The sequence below is a fragment of the Paenibacillus sp. KACC 21273 genome, assembly GCF_028736095.1.
In the GTDB taxonomy this organism is placed as follows: domain Bacteria; phylum Bacillota; class Bacilli; order Paenibacillales; family Paenibacillaceae; genus Saccharibacillus; species Saccharibacillus kyungheensis.
This window is the reverse complement of sequence record NZ_CP117876.1, coordinates 812,676-828,975: the sequence shown is the minus strand read 5'-3', so window position 1 is coordinate 828,975 and position 16,300 is coordinate 812,676. Positions and strand designations below refer to the sequence as shown.

The 16,300-nt window shown below is 40.9% G+C and carries 17 protein-coding genes and 1 other annotated feature; all 17 genes read right to left on the bottom strand.

Annotated elements, in window-relative coordinates; genetic code table 11:
* Window positions 1-22: 22 nt before the first annotated feature.
* The gene (gene rpoB, locus PQ460_RS03670; RefSeq protein ID WP_204827263.1) at window positions 23-3,571 is read right to left on the bottom strand and encodes a DNA-directed RNA polymerase subunit beta; all 3,549 of its coding nucleotides are present in this window, start codon (window positions 3,569-3,571) and stop codon (window positions 23-25) included.
* Window positions 3,572-3,939: 368 nt separating this feature from the next.
* Entirely contained in the window at window positions 3,940-4,536 is a 597-nt protein-coding gene (locus PQ460_RS03665) for a class I SAM-dependent methyltransferase (RefSeq protein WP_273613664.1), read from the bottom strand.
* 87 nt (window positions 4,537-4,623) lie between these two features.
* Entirely contained in the window at window positions 4,624-4,989 is a 366-nt protein-coding gene (gene rplL / locus PQ460_RS03660; RefSeq protein WP_273613665.1) for a 50S ribosomal protein L7/L12, read from the bottom strand.
* 102 nt (window positions 4,990-5,091) lie between these two features.
* Entirely contained in the window at window positions 5,092-5,595 is a 504-nt protein-coding gene (rplJ, locus tag PQ460_RS03655; RefSeq protein WP_273613666.1) for a 50S ribosomal protein L10, read from the bottom strand.
* A 72-nt stretch (window positions 5,596-5,667) separates the two neighbouring features.
* Window positions 5,668-5,832: a sequence feature (ribosomal protein L10 leader region), on the bottom strand.
* Between the two features lie 76 nt (window positions 5,833-5,908).
* A complete protein-coding gene (rplA, locus tag PQ460_RS03650) occupies window positions 5,909-6,601 on the bottom strand; it encodes a 50S ribosomal protein L1 (RefSeq protein WP_273613667.1) in 693 nt (230 codons plus the stop codon).
* 97 nt (window positions 6,602-6,698) lie between these two features.
* The gene (rplK, locus tag PQ460_RS03645) at window positions 6,699-7,124 is read right to left on the bottom strand and encodes a 50S ribosomal protein L11 (RefSeq protein ID WP_069328341.1); all 426 of its coding nucleotides are present in this window, start codon (window positions 7,122-7,124) and stop codon (window positions 6,699-6,701) included.
* Between the two features lie 174 nt (window positions 7,125-7,298).
* Complete coding sequence (nusG, locus tag PQ460_RS03640; RefSeq protein ID WP_204827258.1) at window positions 7,299-7,832, bottom strand: transcription termination/antitermination protein NusG; 534 nt, start codon at window positions 7,830-7,832, stop codon at window positions 7,299-7,301.
* Window positions 7,833-7,854: 22 nt separating this feature from the next.
* The gene (secE, locus tag PQ460_RS03635; RefSeq protein WP_069328339.1) at window positions 7,855-8,046 is read right to left on the bottom strand and encodes a preprotein translocase subunit SecE; all 192 of its coding nucleotides are present in this window, start codon (window positions 8,044-8,046) and stop codon (window positions 7,855-7,857) included.
* Window positions 8,047-8,366: 320 nt separating this feature from the next.
* A complete protein-coding gene (sigH, locus tag PQ460_RS03630; RefSeq protein ID WP_069328338.1) occupies window positions 8,367-9,011 on the bottom strand; it encodes an RNA polymerase sporulation sigma factor SigH in 645 nt (214 codons plus the stop codon).
* Window positions 9,012-9,196: 185 nt separating this feature from the next.
* A complete protein-coding gene (locus PQ460_RS03625) occupies window positions 9,197-9,721 on the bottom strand; it encodes an NYN domain-containing protein (RefSeq protein ID WP_273613668.1) in 525 nt (174 codons plus the stop codon).
* A gap of 5 nt (window positions 9,722-9,726) precedes the next feature.
* The gene (gene rlmB / locus PQ460_RS03620; protein ID WP_274171827.1) at window positions 9,727-10,479 is read right to left on the bottom strand and encodes a 23S rRNA (guanosine(2251)-2'-O)-methyltransferase RlmB; all 753 of its coding nucleotides are present in this window, start codon (window positions 10,477-10,479) and stop codon (window positions 9,727-9,729) included.
* A gap of 32 nt (window positions 10,480-10,511) precedes the next feature.
* Window positions 10,512-10,964 carry a Mini-ribonuclease 3 gene (locus PQ460_RS03615; protein WP_274171826.1) on the bottom strand — a complete coding sequence of 151 codons (453 nt, stop codon included), beginning with the start codon at window positions 10,962-10,964 and terminating at the stop codon, window positions 10,512-10,514.
* Entirely contained in the window at window positions 10,961-12,358 is a 1,398-nt protein-coding gene (gene cysS, locus PQ460_RS03610) for a cysteine--tRNA ligase (RefSeq protein ID WP_273613671.1), read from the bottom strand. Before cysS ends, PQ460_RS03615 begins: the two co-directional genes overlap by 4 nt.
* 61 nt (window positions 12,359-12,419) lie before the next feature.
* Window positions 12,420-13,064, bottom strand: a complete 645-nt coding sequence (gene cysE / locus PQ460_RS03605; RefSeq protein ID WP_273613672.1) for a serine O-acetyltransferase — start codon at window positions 13,062-13,064, stop codon at window positions 12,420-12,422.
* Window positions 13,065-13,527: 463 nt separating this feature from the next.
* Entirely contained in the window at window positions 13,528-14,988 is a 1,461-nt protein-coding gene (gene gltX, locus PQ460_RS03600; RefSeq protein WP_274171825.1) for a glutamate--tRNA ligase, read from the bottom strand.
* 39 nt (window positions 14,989-15,027) lie between these two features.
* Window positions 15,028-15,507, bottom strand: a complete 480-nt coding sequence (gene ispF, locus PQ460_RS03595; RefSeq protein WP_274171824.1) for a 2-C-methyl-D-erythritol 2,4-cyclodiphosphate synthase — start codon at window positions 15,505-15,507, stop codon at window positions 15,028-15,030.
* Window positions 15,504-16,202, bottom strand: a complete 699-nt coding sequence (gene ispD, locus PQ460_RS03590) for a 2-C-methyl-D-erythritol 4-phosphate cytidylyltransferase (RefSeq protein ID WP_273613675.1) — start codon at window positions 16,200-16,202, stop codon at window positions 15,504-15,506. Before ispD ends, ispF begins: the two co-directional genes overlap by 4 nt.
* Between the last annotated feature and the right edge of the window lie 98 nt (window positions 16,203-16,300).

Here is a 16,300-nt window from a genome sequence, read left to right as displayed (position 1 = left end):
AGGGAATGTGTAGTGGCAATAGTTACTCGGCTCCGACTTCAGAACCTTCTAGATTAAGACTTAGCTTATCGTTCGTGCTAGTCTCTTCTTCATCATCCAATTCTCGCATTTCAATCTCATTCTCATTTTCGTTGAGAATTTTGACATCCATACCCAAACTTTGCAATTCTTTGATTAGAACTTTGAATGACTCAGGAACGCCTGGTTCAGGAACATTCTCGCCTTTAACGATGGATTCGTATGTTTTCACACGACCAACGACATCATCGGATTTGACTGTAAGGATTTCTTGTAGAGTATATGCAGCACCATAAGCTTCAAGTGCCCATACTTCCATCTCCCCGAAACGCTGTCCACCAAACTGAGCTTTACCACCCAGCGGCTGTTGCGTAACCAAAGAGTAAGGACCTGTAGAACGAGCATGGATTTTATCATCAACCATGTGTGCCAGCTTGATCATGTGCATGACACCAACAGTTACTTCACGTTCAAATTCTTCACCGGTTCTACCATCGTAAAGGATCGTTTTACCATTACGTTGCATACCTGCTTCTTCCATCGTATCAAATACATCGTACTCTTTTGCTCCATCAAATACTGGTGTAGCAACATGAATACCCAGTTTCATCGAAGCCATACCTAAATGGACTTCAAGAATCTGACCAATGTTCATACGGGAAGGTACACCTAGTGGGTTCAATACAACTTGTACTGGAGTACCATCAGGCATAAACGGCATATCTTCTTCTGGCAAAATACGTGCTACAACACCTTTGTTACCATGTCGTCCCGCCATTTTATCGCCTTCAGAGATTTTACGTTTTTGAGCAATGTACGCACGTACCAAGTGATTAACACCCGGTGGCAACTCATCGCCATTTTCTCTAGTGAACACTTTAACGTCTACAACAATACCATCTGTACCATGCGGTACACGAAGACTAGTGTCGCGAACTTCACGAGCTTTTTCACCAAAGATAGCGTGCAGAAGGCGTTCTTCAGCAGTTAGTTCAGTTACACCTTTAGGAGTTACTTTACCAACAAGAATATCACCAGCAGCAATTTCAGCACCGATACGAATAATTCCGCGTTCGTCAAGGTTTTTAAGTGCTTCTTCACCAACGTTAGGAATATCACGTGTGATTTCTTCAGGTCCAAGTTTAGTATCACGAGCTTCAGATTCGTATTCCTCGATATGAATCGAAGTGTATACATCTTCTTTAACAAGTTTTTCACTCAATAGGATCGCATCTTCATAGTTGTAACCTTCCCAAGTCATGAAGGCAACGACTACGTTACGTCCTAATGCAATCTCGCCCATCTCAGTCGAAGGACCATCAGCAAGGATATCTCCTTTTTTGATGTAATCGCCTGTTTTAACGATTGGACGTTGATTGATACAAGTTCCCTGATTCGATCTCATAAATTTGTGTAATTTATGTTTAATAAGATCGCCTTTTACTTCTTTGCCATCTACGACTTCAATACGACGTACTGTAATCTCGTTAGCAGTAGAGCGTTCAACGATTCCATCATGTTTACTTACGATACAAACGCCTGAATCTTTAGCTGCTTTGTGCTCCATACCTGTACCAACTAGTGGCGCTTTAGGAATAAGCAAAGGAACAGCCTGACGCTGCATGTTAGAACCCATCAATGCACGGTTGGAGTCATCATTTTCCAAGAAAGGAATCAATGCTGTTGCTACAGACACAACCTGTTTAGGAGATACGTCCATATAATCAACACGTTCATTTGGCATTGGCAAAATGTTATCCGCTTGTTTGTTATAACGAACGATAACCATTTCTTCAGCGAAAGATCCGTCTTCATTCAATGCTGCATTCGCCTGAGCGACAACATAGTTATCTTCTTCATCAGCAGTCAAATAATCAATTTGATCTGTAACACGGTTTGTCTTCGGATCTACACGACGGTATGGAGCTTCAATAAAGCCATACTCATTAATACGTGCAAATGTAGACAAGGAGTTAATCAAACCGATATTCGGTCCCTCTGGAGTTTCGATCGGACACATACGGCCATAGTGACTGTGATGGACGTCACGAACTTCAAAGCCTGCGCGTTCACGAGTCAAACCGCCGGGTCCCAAAGCAGATAAACGACGTTTGTGCGTCAATTCACCTAATGGGTTCGTTTGGTCCATAAACTGTGAAAGCTGGGAGCTACCGAAGAACTCTTTGATCGATGCAATAACAGGACGTATATTGATCAAAGCTTGTGGTGTAATGACGTTAGCATCTTGAATAGACATTCTTTCACGAACCACACGTTCCATACGGGACAAACCGATACGGAATTGGTTTTGTAAAAGCTCACCTACAGAACGCAAACGACGGTTACCCAAGTGATCGATATCATCTGTATCGCCAATACCGTTCAACAAGTTCAAGAAATAACTGATTGAAGCGATAATATCAGCTGGAGTAATATTTTTAACTGTTTTATCAATAATTCCGTTCGCAATCAAAGTAACGACTTTACCATCTTCGATTGGAGAGAATACATTGATGCTTTGCATTGGGATATCATTATCATCCAATACGCCGCCAGCCACATGATATGTTTTATGATTCAAATCGCCTTCCAAATACGGCATAATTTCGTCTAAAAGACGACGGTCTACCATTTGTCCAGCTTCAGCAATAATTTCGCCTGTATCCGTATCAATAAGCGTCTCAGCCAAACGTTGGTTGAATAGACGGTTTTTGATGTGGAGTTTTTTGTTGATTTTGTAACGACCTACGTTAGCAAGGTCATAGCGTTTTGGATCAAAGAAACGTGCTACTAACAAGCTTTTCGCATTGTCGAGAGTTGGTGGTTCACCTGGACGCAAACGCTCATAAATTTCAATCAGCGCTTTGTCAGTGGAATCCGTGTTATCTTTATCTAAAGTATTGCGGATATATTCATCATTACCAAGTAGGTCTAAGATTTCAGCATCTGTACCGAATCCAAGTGCCCGTAGTAGTACCGTAACTGGAATCTTACGAGTACGGTCAATACGAACATAAATGATATCCTTAGCATCCATTTCAAGTTCAAGCCACGCGCCACGGTTAGGAATAACTGTAGCAGTATATGATGTTTTACCATTCTTATCGACTTTAGTGCTGAAATAGACGCTGGGAGAGCGAACCAACTGGCTGACAATAACCCGTTCTGCACCATTAATAACAAAGGTACCGGTTTCCGTCATCAACGGGAAATCACCCATAAATACTTCCTGCTCTTTGACTTCACCCGTTTCTTTGTTGATGAGACGGACTTTTACCCGAAGTGGAGCAGAATAAGTAACGTCACGCTCTTTTGCGTCGTCTACTGTATATTTCGGCTCACCAAGGCTGTAATCGATGAACTCAAGAACCAAATTGCCTGTAAAATCTTGGATTGGCGAGATATCGTGAAACATTTCGCGCAAACCTTCTTCCAAAAACCACTGATATGATTTTTGTTGGATTTCGATCAGGTTAGGTACTTCAAGAACTTCGTTAATTCGTGCATAACTTCGCCGAGTGCGTCGACCATATTGAACAAGATGTCCTGCCAACTTAAACTCACCCCTTAATGTCTACTCGCTTAAAAATTTCATTGCGAACTACTGTTTGGATCACGTATAATAGGTGCATACATAGAAGTTCACATCCATTAAATAGAGAAAAGCCCTTATCGAATGCTTTCGAAAAAAGAGCAGCATCAGCTATCAACGCATGTGATTACACATTTGAATGCTGTATAACGGTTGAAATTGACCGAAATACCCCTTAATATACGATTATAGACAATACTAAACACCTTCGTGGATGAATAATTTTCATGATTATTTCAGAAAACTAAAGCCAAGAAGGGCATCTTAATACTGACATTTTGTAATCATACCACGTTCAGAACTTCGAGTCAATGATCCTAAAGCAACTTTTATTTTGTCGCTTTAAAAATCCGATAGCCTTTATCCTTTGTTACTTCCTCTACCGTTTCAAACAGTTCTTCTAATTTAGCTTTGGCTGAAGGTGCACCTTGCTTCTTCTGAATCACAATCCACAATGTGCCATTTGTATTCAAATGTTCAAAAGCCTCTTCAAAAATAGTATGAACTGTTGATTTACCTGCACGAATAGGTGGATTGGTTAGAATCACATCAAACATCTTCCCTTTGACTGAACTAAACAAATCACTTTCCAAAATAGTTACGTTTGTGATCCCATTCAACTTTGCATTTTCTTTTGCTAATTGAACAGCTCTTTCGTTTACATCAATCATTGTCACATGACCTTTAGCAGCAAGATAAGCAGCAGATAACCCCATAGGTCCATACCCGCAACCTACATCTAACACTTGAGCATCTTCATGAATATCCATCGCCTCAATCAATACACGACTTCCATAATCAATGCCTGTTTTGGAAAAAACACCAGCATCGCTTGTAAAACGAAATACTTTACCTCGCAAGGTTGCTTCCAGGACTCGCCGATCGTGTGCCGCTCCTGGCTGATTGGAATAATAATGGTCTCCCATATTCTCCGCTCCCTCTTTTCAAGCTGATCTACAAAACAAACCCCTTGAACGAATTCAAGGGGTTTGCCGAAAATAAGAAAAAAACTCTTATTTTACTTCTACAGATGCGCCAGCTGCTTCTAATTTTTCTTTGATAGAATCAGCTTCTTCTTTAGCAACGTTTTCTTTGATTGCTTTAGGAGCGTTATCTACTACTTCTTTAGCTTCTTTCAAGCCAAGACCAGTGATTTCGCGTACTGCTTTGATTACGTTGATTTTAGATCCGCCAGCAGAAGTCAAGATAACTTCGAATTCTGTTTGCTCAGCAGCAGCTTCTCCGCCACCAGCGCCACCAGCAGCAGCTACAGGAGCAGCAGCAGTTACGCCGAATTCTTCTTCAATTGCTTTTACAAGATCGTTTAATTCAAGAACTGTCATGCCTTTGATGGCTTCAAGGATTTGTTCGTTACTCATTTGTAAACCCTCCATATAATGGTTTTATTTTTAAATCAATTTTAGCTGATCACACAGCCATCGTTATATCTGTTAAACAAATGTAACGGTTGAGCAAAAAGCTTACGCGCTTTGCTCTTCTTTTTCTGCAACAGCTTTGACAGCCAGTGCAAAACCGCGCATTGGTGCTTGAAGCACGCTGAGAAGCATAGACAACAAACCTTCGCGTGATGGCAATTCTGCCAACGCTTTGATTTCTTCAGCTCCAACAATACGTCCTTCAACCACTCCACCTTTTAATTGAAGAGCATCGTTTTTCTTAGCGAAGTCATTCAAAATTTTAGCTGGAGCAATTGCATCATCTTTACTGAAAGCAATAGCAGTAGGACCGGTAAGAATTTCATTCAAACCAGCAAGATCAGCAGATTCAGTAGCACGACGAACCAATGTATTTTTCAATACTTGGAATTCAACTCCAGCTTCACGTAATTGCTTACGTAATTCTGTAACTTGAGCTACGTTTAGACCACGATAGTCAGCTACAACTGTAGTTGTGCTTTCGCGCAATTTACTTGCTACAACTTCTACCGCTTCTTGTTTTGCTTGGATTACTTTTGCGTTTGCCAAATTGGACACCTCCTGATCGTATTCTAGCTTTTCTCTGTTTCCGTAGAAGTCAGAAGAAAAGACTTTCCTACACGGACATTAAAAAAAGCCCCCGCAGAATGACGAAGGCTTGATTGAGCGGAACCGAGACGCAGACTAATCTGCGCTCCCAAGTATCCGGTATTCTATCATAACACCTCGGTAGGAAATTAAGCCTGTTACAGCACCTACTGTCTACGGTTAAACATATTCAAATGTAAATGCAAGTACAAAGTTCAAGCATTTTCACAACTTTTACATAATATCAAGTATATTAACTATTGTCAACAACTAATTATCTGTAAGTAGAAGCGTTGATGCGTGCGCTTGGTCCCATTGTCGAAGAAATCGCAATGTTTTTAAGGTAAACACCTTTTGCAGCAGCAGGTTTAGCACGGTTAAGAGCTTCAACAAGTGCAGAAAGGTTATCGTTCAATTGCTCAGAACTGAAAGATACTTTACCGATAGGAGCGTGAATTTGTCCTGCTTTGTCTAGACGGTATTCGATTTTACCAGCTTTGATTTCTTGAACAGCTTTGGTAACGTCGAATGTTACTGTGCCGGCTTTAGGGTTAGGCATAAGACCTTTACCACCAAGCAAACGACCCAATTTACCAACTTCGCTCATCATGTCAGGCGTAGCTACGCAGACATCAAATTCGAACCATCCTTGTTGGATTTTGTTAATCATATCTTGATCGCCTACGAAATCAGCTCCAGCAGCTTCTGCTTCTTTTGCTTTTTCTCCTTTAGCGAATACCAAGACACGTTGAGTTTTACCAGTACCGTGTGGCAATACAACTACACCACGAACAGCTTGGTCTTGTTTACGTGGGTCTACGCCCAAACGTACTGCTGCTTCAACAGTTTCGTCGAATTTTGCAGTAGATGCCTTTTTCACTAGTTCAACAGCTTCTGAAGGCTCGTAAGTTGCTTCGCTATCAATAAGCTTAACAGCTTCTAAATATTTTTTACCGTGTTTAGCCATTTTATATTCCTCCTTTGTGGTATTAGCGGATATTCCTCCCACAACTACTGGGTTCATAAATGAACTCAGTACTGAGACTATTCACTACAAGAGTGAATTAGTCTTCGATCGTGATACCCATGCTACGTGCTGTACCTTCAACCATCAACATCGCCGCTTCTACGGACGCTGCATTCAAGTCAGGCATTTTTTGTTCTGCAATTTCACGAACTGCGGAACGTTTAACAACTGCAACTTTTTTCTTGTTAGGTTCGCCAGATCCTTTTTCGATCTTAGCAGCAACTTTCAAAAGAACTGCAGCCGGTGGAGTTTTAGTGATGAAAGTGAAAGAACGATCTTCAAACACTGTGATTTCAACCGGAATGATCAAACCTGCTTGATCAGCTGTACGAGCGTTGAATTCTTTACAGAATGCCATGATGTTGACACCTGCTTGACCCAATGCCGGACCTACTGGAGGAGCCGGATTCGCTTTACCCGCTGGAATTTGCAGTTTCACCATTTTGATTACCTTTTTAGCCATGTAAAACACCTCCTTGCGAATAGTGGTAGACGGACATTGCTGCCCTCCCACGCAAAACGCCGCATTATATGAAAATCGTAATCCTCATATAATTACGGTAAAACTGGAAGCACTGATCAGGAGCCATTGTGATACAAGATCATCAACGATTCCCCGTGTCATCCTAGAAACCTACTATATCTTTTCCACTTGAGTATAATCTAGCTCAAGCGGGGTTTCCCGTCCGAACATGTTAACATGTACTCTCAGCTTGCTCTTTTCAACCAAAATTTCTTCCACGGAGCCAACAAAGTTCGCAAACGGTCCAACTTTAATGCGTACAGATTCTTTAACGTCGAATTCAATAGTTTCCTTCGGCTCATCCATACCCATGTGTTTGAGAATTTGTTCTACTTCTTCCGGTAATAATGCGGTTGGCTTAGAGCCAGCACCTGTTGAACCGACAAAGCCAGTTACACCAGGAGTATTACGCACAACATACCAAGAATCGTCAGTTTGAACCATTTCGACAAGAACATAACCGGGGTAAACTTTACGCATAACGGTTTTTTTCTTACCGTCTTTGTTTACCACTTCTTCTTCCATAGGAACAAGAACGCGGAAAATTTTGTCTTCCATGCCCATAGACTCAACGCGTTTTTCTAAATTGGCTTTGACTTTGTTCTCATACCCTGAATAGGTATGAACGACGTACCATCTTTTTTCCATATCAAGCCACCTGGAACCCTTCTTAAATTATCGCTTCGATCACAGCGGAAATGCCGATGTCTAGAACCCAAAAATAAATGGCGACAAACAAAATCGTACCAATAACGATAAGAGTATAGTTAGTCAGCTCTTTACGATTAGGCCAGCGAACCTTTTTAAGTTCAGCCCAGCTTTCGGAGAAAAAGGAAAACACAGACTTGAAGCTTCGTGCCACGACTACACCTCCAAAAGACTATCTGGTTACATGATGAGAATCACAAGTTCTGGAACTAGTGCATTCCGCATCCCATGCGGTCAGGGTGGTTACACTTGCTTTAAATGCATTAATTTTGCAATATAACAAAGATTGACACATTTAAGAGCAGGCGAAATTAGGCCTACCTAAAACACTTTATCATAGCGCTCCAACCCTGTCAACGAATAAAGCACAACGACCAACAAATATTTTCCATTCATAGGGTTACTATTTCAATACATCATTTGGAAAATAAAAAAGACTCCAGAGTAAGAGTCTTTACTTGATTGCTTCCGGATTCAATTATCACGTACTTCGAGATAGCGTTCCAGTTTACGTTTGACACGTTGTAGTGCATTATCAATAGACTTGACATGACGACAAAGATCAACAGCAATTTCCTGATACGAACGACCATCCAGATAGAGCATTAGAACTTTTCGTTCTAAATCACTCAAAATCTCAGACATCTTGTCTTCCAATCCTACGAACTCTTCCTTGTTAATGACTAGCTCTTCGGGATCAGATACCTGAGAACCGCAAATGACATCAAGCAGGGTACGATCAGAATCTTCATCATAGATTGGTTTGTCTAGTGACACATACGAATTGAGCGGAATATGCTTTTGCCGTGTTGCCGTCTTAATAGCTGTAATAATCTGACGAGTAATGCATAATTCAGCAAAGGCTTTGAATGAAGAAAGTTTATCACCTTTAAAGTCACGAATCGACTTGTACAGGCCAATCATACCTTCTTGCACAATATCCTCACGATCTGCACCAATCAAAAAGTAAGATCGGGCTTTCGCACGCACAAAATTTTTGTACTTGGTAATCAAGTACTCTAGTGCCTGAGAATCGCCTTGCCGGACGGCTTCTACAAGATCTTCATCACTTTGGTAATCGTACGGTGACACCATCATATCTTTGAGGTCGACACTCACAAACAATCCCTCCGGTTGCAACGCAAGGTCTCCGTTACCCTATGAAATATAGCCCAAGTATATATTATGTAACCTCACATCGTCAACAACTTATGTCGTATTTACCGCTTATTTGCGCATATTCATCGCTATTTAGCAATAAATAGAACGCAGGTTCGTAAGTAAGCTGTCATTTGACTGACAACTTACTCTCCTCTGCGCCACTTTTCAAACAGATCGCGTTGTTTTGAGTTTAATTTACCATCTAATGTATTGCGGGCTCCAGTTTGCTTATGATCTGTAATTTTCTGTTCTACTTCTCGTTCGCTCAGTTGAACTTCTATCAACAGTTCTCTTGCCGACACCCTTAGTGCACCTTGTCCAAAAATAACGTGCTGTTCAGTCATATCGCTAGTTGCTACATAAATTTGTCTGCGTTTACGTCCAAGCTCACGCACAAACCGTTCTATTGCTTCATCGGCTGTTTCTTTTTCTTTGGTAAAATACACTTCTACTTTACCTTGATTAAATGACTTGCCAAGACCAATCACCCGGTACGCATCAAATACAGCAATCACTCGTCGATCTGAAAAAGCTTGGTAATTAGCTAATCGTTTTAATAAATGATCGCGAGCTTCCTCCAAACCGATTTCGGAAAGCTGAGCCAGTTCAGGCCAAGCTCCGATCATGTTGTAGCCATCTACCAGAAGCACATCCCGTAAATCGGTCATCGCATTTAACCTTGACCTAAAGATTGTCTGCGACGCAACACTTCATACATTACTACGCCTGCTGCTACAGAAGCATTCAGTGAATTGATTTGCCCTTGCATCGGTAGCTTGATTAATACATCGCACTTCTCACGAATTAATCTGCCCATCCCTTTGCCTTCGTTACCAATCACCACAGCAACAGGTCCTGTAAATACATCGGTATCATACAGGCTACTCTCTGTATCTACATCTGTTCCTACTACCCATACACCTTGTTCTTTCAAACGATCGATCGTTTGTCCCAAATTAGTAACTCGTGCTACAGGCACGTACTCTACTGCACCGGCTGATGTTTTGGATACTGTAGCTGTAATAGAAGCAGAGCGACGCTTAGGTACAATCACTCCATGTACACCTGTACAATCTGCCGTACGGAGAATAGAACCTAGATTATGAGGATCTTCAATTTCATCTAGCAAAATTAAAAACGGTGCTTCATTTTTATCTTTGGCTGCTTGAAGAAGATCTTCTACTTCTGCATATTCATAAGGAGCTGCTTGAGCAATTACGCCTTGATGTTGTACATCAGGTACAAGTGTATCTAATTTGCGCTTATCTACTAACTGTACAACGATTCCTTTTTTCTTAGCTTCAGTTAGGATAGGTTGTGTTAGATTTTTTTGCGATCCTTCTGCAATCCAAATTTTATTAATACTTCGTCCGGCACGTAAAGCTTCTGTTACTGAATGCTTACCGGCAATATACTCTTCTTCCATACTGTTTCCTCCTAATGTTGTATACATCCGTATCAGGACTGTTTTTCAAGATGACGGATTCCTTCAGTGATCAATTGCTCCATACGTGCATGTTCACCTTTATAATATAGATAACCCAAAAGACACTCCCATGCTGTCGCATACCGATAATCAATCACACTGGCATTTTTAGGAATAGTACCTGATTTGGCATTTCGCCCCTGACGTACGACATTGCTTTCAGCTTCAGTTAACGTTGGTTCTAGATGTGCCAGTATTTTGGCTTGCGCGCCCGCCGATACAAAGCTTGTTGAAGCGCGATGTAAATGATGCGGACGCAAGTTTTTGCCAGATAACAGATATTGTCTTATCGCTACTTCATGAATAGCATCGCCCATATACGCTAGAGCTAGCGGTGGAAGCTGTTCTATCGGTTTCGACGGATCGAAGTTAAACCAACCTTCGTTACTTTTGGGTTGAGCTGGATTCAATGATTCTTCACTCATTTGCGGCGCCATCTCATGCCTTGTGGAGTATCCTCCAACATGATCCCTTGCGCAGATAATAAGTCGCGAATCTCATCCGCACGTGCCCAATTTTTATTTTGACGAGCTTCTACACGCTCTGTAATTAACTGATCAATATCAGCATCTACCAATTCTTCTTCTTGCCAGAAAATACGTAGTACTTCATTCATTTCATTAAACAATTCTAGCAATGCTTCAAGCGAAGCTTTAGCAACTACTTCTTTTTGCAATAATAAATTAGCTTCATTCACCCATTCGAAAATAGCTGTAATCGCATCCGGTGTGTTGAAATCATCTTGCATTTTCTCATGGAATAACTGGCGGATTTCTGTCAAACGCTTAGCTAGACTTGCTTCTACTGGTGAAGCTTGATCCGAAGCAGACAAGCGATGTTTTACATTATTTACAGCATTCGCAATACGATCGACACTGTTTTCTGCTTGTTGGATTGTATCTGCATTGTAGTTCAATGGATTACGGTAATGCGTAGATAACATAAAGTAACGAATCGCTGCTGGTTTGTGTGCTTTACGCAAATCTTTTACCAAAATACCGTTACCTAGTGATTTGGACATTTTCTCATCGTCTATACGAATAAATCCATTGTGCATCCAGTAATTTGAAAGTGGCTTGCCTGTAACTGCTTCAGATTGAGCGCATTCGCACTCGTGATGCGGGAACTGTAAGTCTTGTCCGCCACCATGAATATCAAGTGTATCTCCCAAATAATGACGTGCCATTGCAGAGCACTCGATATGCCAGCCGGGTCTACCTGCTCCCCATGGACTTTCCCAGGATACTTCACCTGGCTTAGCAGCTTTCCATAATACAAAATCTTCTGGATTTTCTTTGCGTTTATCCACTTCAACTCGAATCCCGAATTGTAACTCATCTAGCTTCTGATGCGATAATTTACCATAGTCTGCAAATTTACGAGTACGGAAATAAACATCGCCTTCTTTGGCATACGCATAATCTTTATCTACAAGACTCTGAATAAATTCTAAAATGATATCCATATTCTCAGTTACTCGAGGATGCATCGTGGCATGACGAATGCCTAATCCTTCTAAATCTTCAAAGTAAGCGGCAATAAAACGTTCTGCTACATCCGCTACTGTTGTGTTTAACTCTTCTGCTTTGCGAATTAATTTATCATCTACATCTGTAAAGTTAACTACATAATTCACTTTGTACTGCTGATTTTCCAAATAGCTACGTACAACATCGAAAAAGATCATCGGTCTTGCATTGCCAATATGGATATAGTCATATACGGTAGGTCCGCATACATACATTTTAATTTCTCCGGGTGTGATACTAACAAACTCTTCTTTCATACGGCTCATCGTGTTATATATTTGCAATGCCATACTGTCATCCCTTTCGTATATGGTGCTCTAGTACTTATCGAATTCTTTGCAGAAGTAGAAATTATTCTTTTTTGATCTCTGCTTCACAGGTAGCTAACTGTTTGCGTAATTGATCAATCTCAGATTGTAATTCATTGAGTTTACTTGTAATAGGATCTGGCATTTGATGTCTTAAACGATCAGCAGGTTTTCCATTTTGACGAACGATTTTGCCCGGAATCCCTACCACAGTGCTGTCTGGAGGAACTTCACGAAGAACGACCGAGTTAGAACCGATATTACTTTGATCGCCTACTTTAAAAGAACCCAGAATCTTAGCGCCTGATCCTATGACCACATTGTTGCCAATGGTAGGATGACGTTTGCCTTTTTCTTTCCCTGTTCCACCTAATGTGACTCCTTGATAGATCAATACATCATTACCGATCTCACACGTTTCCCCTATGACTACACCCATACCATGATCAATAAATAATCTTTCTCCAATCGTAGCACCTGGATGAATCTCAATCCCTGTCATAAAGCGACTACATTGTGACAGTGTACGTGCGACTGTAAACCAACCTCGACGATAAAAAGCATGAGCTATCCGATGCCACCAAATCGCGTGTAATCCGGAATACGTAAAAATCACTTCAAACCAGCTACGTGCTGCTGGATCATTGTCAAAAACAGCTTGTATATCAGATCGCATATTTTTCAGCATTACGTTTCCCCTTTAACTTGCGCTTCATTAAAAAACGCCCCCACAGCCCCTTAGAGGCTGCAGAGGCGTGAATTGACGCGGTTCCACTCTGCTTGAGCTTGTCTTTTATCCGCTTTTGTAAAAAGACGAATACCTATACAGACGAACTCTACTTATCATGTTCCTTAACGAGGAACGACCGGTATACTTTACTTCATCATTTGCTATCTTTTCATCAATACGGATAAAAGATGGCAAATATGGTTCAAATATACAGCTCACAGGTGCATATTCAAATGTTTGTAAATAGATGATTTCCAGCCAACATTAGATAATAGTATTATCTAACCCGATCATCGTCTCTGGGATTTACAATATCATTTTACTTTTCCTGATCATCGCTATTTATAGGTATACAACAATTATTCTCAGGTCATCATTATAACGAACTCTATGCGATTAGACAATACAGTCTGTTCACCATTTAGCCTTTTATTTGAGAAGCTAGACGTTCAATTACACGATCACGTCCTAAAAGGTAGATCGTATGGTTAAGATCGCGTCCATGCATTTCCCCTGTTAATGCTACACGAATCGGCATAAATAGTTGTTTGCCTTTAAATCCTGTTTCTTTTTGTACTTCTTTGATCAATGCTGCTGCACGAGTAGGACTGAACTCTTCTGAAGCTTTGATTTTTTCCAATAGTGCACTAAGCACTGTACTTACATGCTCTTCTCCCACAATCACTTGAGCTTCATGATCCATTTGCAAATGACTGCGGAAAAACACTTCAGATAACTCAACAATATCTGAAGCAGAAGTCATCTGTTCCTGATACAATGCCACAAGATCATGTGCCCATTGTTGCTGTTCTTCACTTAGTTCTGCTGGCAAACGCCCTGCTTTTTGTAAATGAGGAATAGCCAGTGCTGTGATACGGTCGGTATCTGCATTTTTGATATACAGATTGTTCAAATGAGACAATTTGTGTGTATCAAATACAGCCGGACTTTTCGATAGACGCTTAGCATCAAAGATCTTGGTCAATTCTTCACGAGAGAAAATTTCTTCTTCGCCTTCTGGAGACCAACCTAGCAAAGCAATAAAGTTGAACATCGCTTCTGGCAAATAACCCAAATTATCATATTGCTCGATAAATTGAATAATCGACTCATCACGTTTACTTAATTTTTTGTGATTCTCATTCACGATCAAAGTCATATGTCCGAAAATAGGAGCTTCCCAATTCAGAGCTTCATAGATCATCAATTGACGTGGTGTGTTGGAAATATGATCTTCTCCGCGTAGCACGTGAGAGATTTTCATCAAATGGTCATCTACAGCTACAGCAAAGTTATACGTAGGAATGCCGTCTTTTTTAACGATAACGAAATCGCCTGTATCTTCAGTTGTAAATGAAATTTCACCTTTAACGATATCGTTGAATGTAAATGTTTTGTTTTCAGGTACACGGAAACGAATACTTGCAACTCTACCTTCTGCTTCAAAAGCAGCACGTTGTTCGTCTGTTAGATCACGGTGTTTACCAGAGTAACGAGGATTCTCTCCACGTGCAATTTGTTCTTCACGTTCTTGCTCTAGCTCTTCTTCTGTGCAATAACATTTGTATGCCAGACCACGATCTAGCAGGTCTTGCCAGTATTCACGATAGATATCTAAACGTTCTGTCTGACGGTAAGGACCATAGTCGCCGCCTACATCAATACTTTCGTCCCAGTTCATGCCTAACCATTTCAAATACGTCAGCTGGCTTTCTTCGCCACCTTCAATATTACGTTTGATATCTGTATCTTCAATTCTTATAATAAATTTGCCACCTTGACTGCGAGCAAATAAATAGTTGAATAATGCTGTACGTGCATTTCCGATGTGTAAATGTCCTGTTGGACTTGGTGCATACCGTACTCGAATTTCGTTAGTCATTTGTTATTTCCTCCTTCAATCTATTGCAACTCATATTTATTATGATTCTTTGATTAAGCATACCACTGCTTGTGCAGCAATACCTTCGCCACGACCTGCAAATCCAAGTTGTTCTGTCGTTGTCGCTTTGACATTCACTTGGTCAATTTCCGCTTCCAAAGCTTTTGCAATGATTTCTACCATTTGCGGAATATATGGAGCCATTTTAGGTTTTTGAGCAATAATGGTTGCGTCGATATTTCCTAAACGATATCCTCGTTCACGAATAAGCGACCATACATGGTTAAGCAATTTCAAGCTATCTGCATCTTTAAATTCAGGATCAGTATCTGGAAAATGCTTACCGATATCTCCCATTGCTAATGCACCTAATACAGCATCTGTAATCGCATGTAATAACACATCTGCATCAGAATGACCTAACAATCCCTTTTCATAAGGAAGTGTAACTCCTCCGATAATACAATCTCTTCCTTCTACAAGCTGGTGTACATCGAATCCTTGTCCAATACGAATCATTCTATTTTCTCTCCCCTACGTTGCAATACATACGACGCATAATCCAGATCATCTGGTGTGGTGATTTTAATATTTTCGTAACTGCCTTCTACCACAGCTACCGTCACACCCATTCGCTCGATCAGCATCGAATCGTCTGTACCGCGAAAATTTTCATCTTGTGCTTGTTGGTGTGCTTGCTGAAGATCGGCACTACGAAACGTTTGCGGTGTCTGAATGGCCCATAACTGACTACGATCCGGTGTATTTACGATATGCTTTTGTTGATCCACCTGCTTGATCGTATCTTTGACCGGTACAGCTAAGACAGATGCTCCTGAAGTCACTGCACTATGATAACAGTTCATAATCTGCTCTTCTGTTATAAAAGGGCGTACGCCATCATGCACCATAATCCAATCAGAGTGTATAAACTGTAGACCATTAGCAACAGATTCTTGACGGTCGTAACCTCCAACCACCACTTTTTTCACTTTGGTCAGTCCATACTCTTTGATCCAATCCTCACAACGCTGTACATCGTCTTTACCTGTTACCATTACAATCTCATCAATAATTGATGAATGTTCAAAGACTTCCAGTGTATGTATCAGGATCGGCTTATTTTGCAGCCTTAGATATTGTTTGCTCTCTGTTGTGCCCATCCGTGAACCTTTACCCGCGGCAACAACTATCACACCCGCTTTATTTTCCATAATCCCCATCCTTAGCCTACTGTCCTGCACTTTTAATCCTATCAAAGTGCCAAACTCCATTCCTTAATAATATACCCGTCTATAGGTACAGCACAACA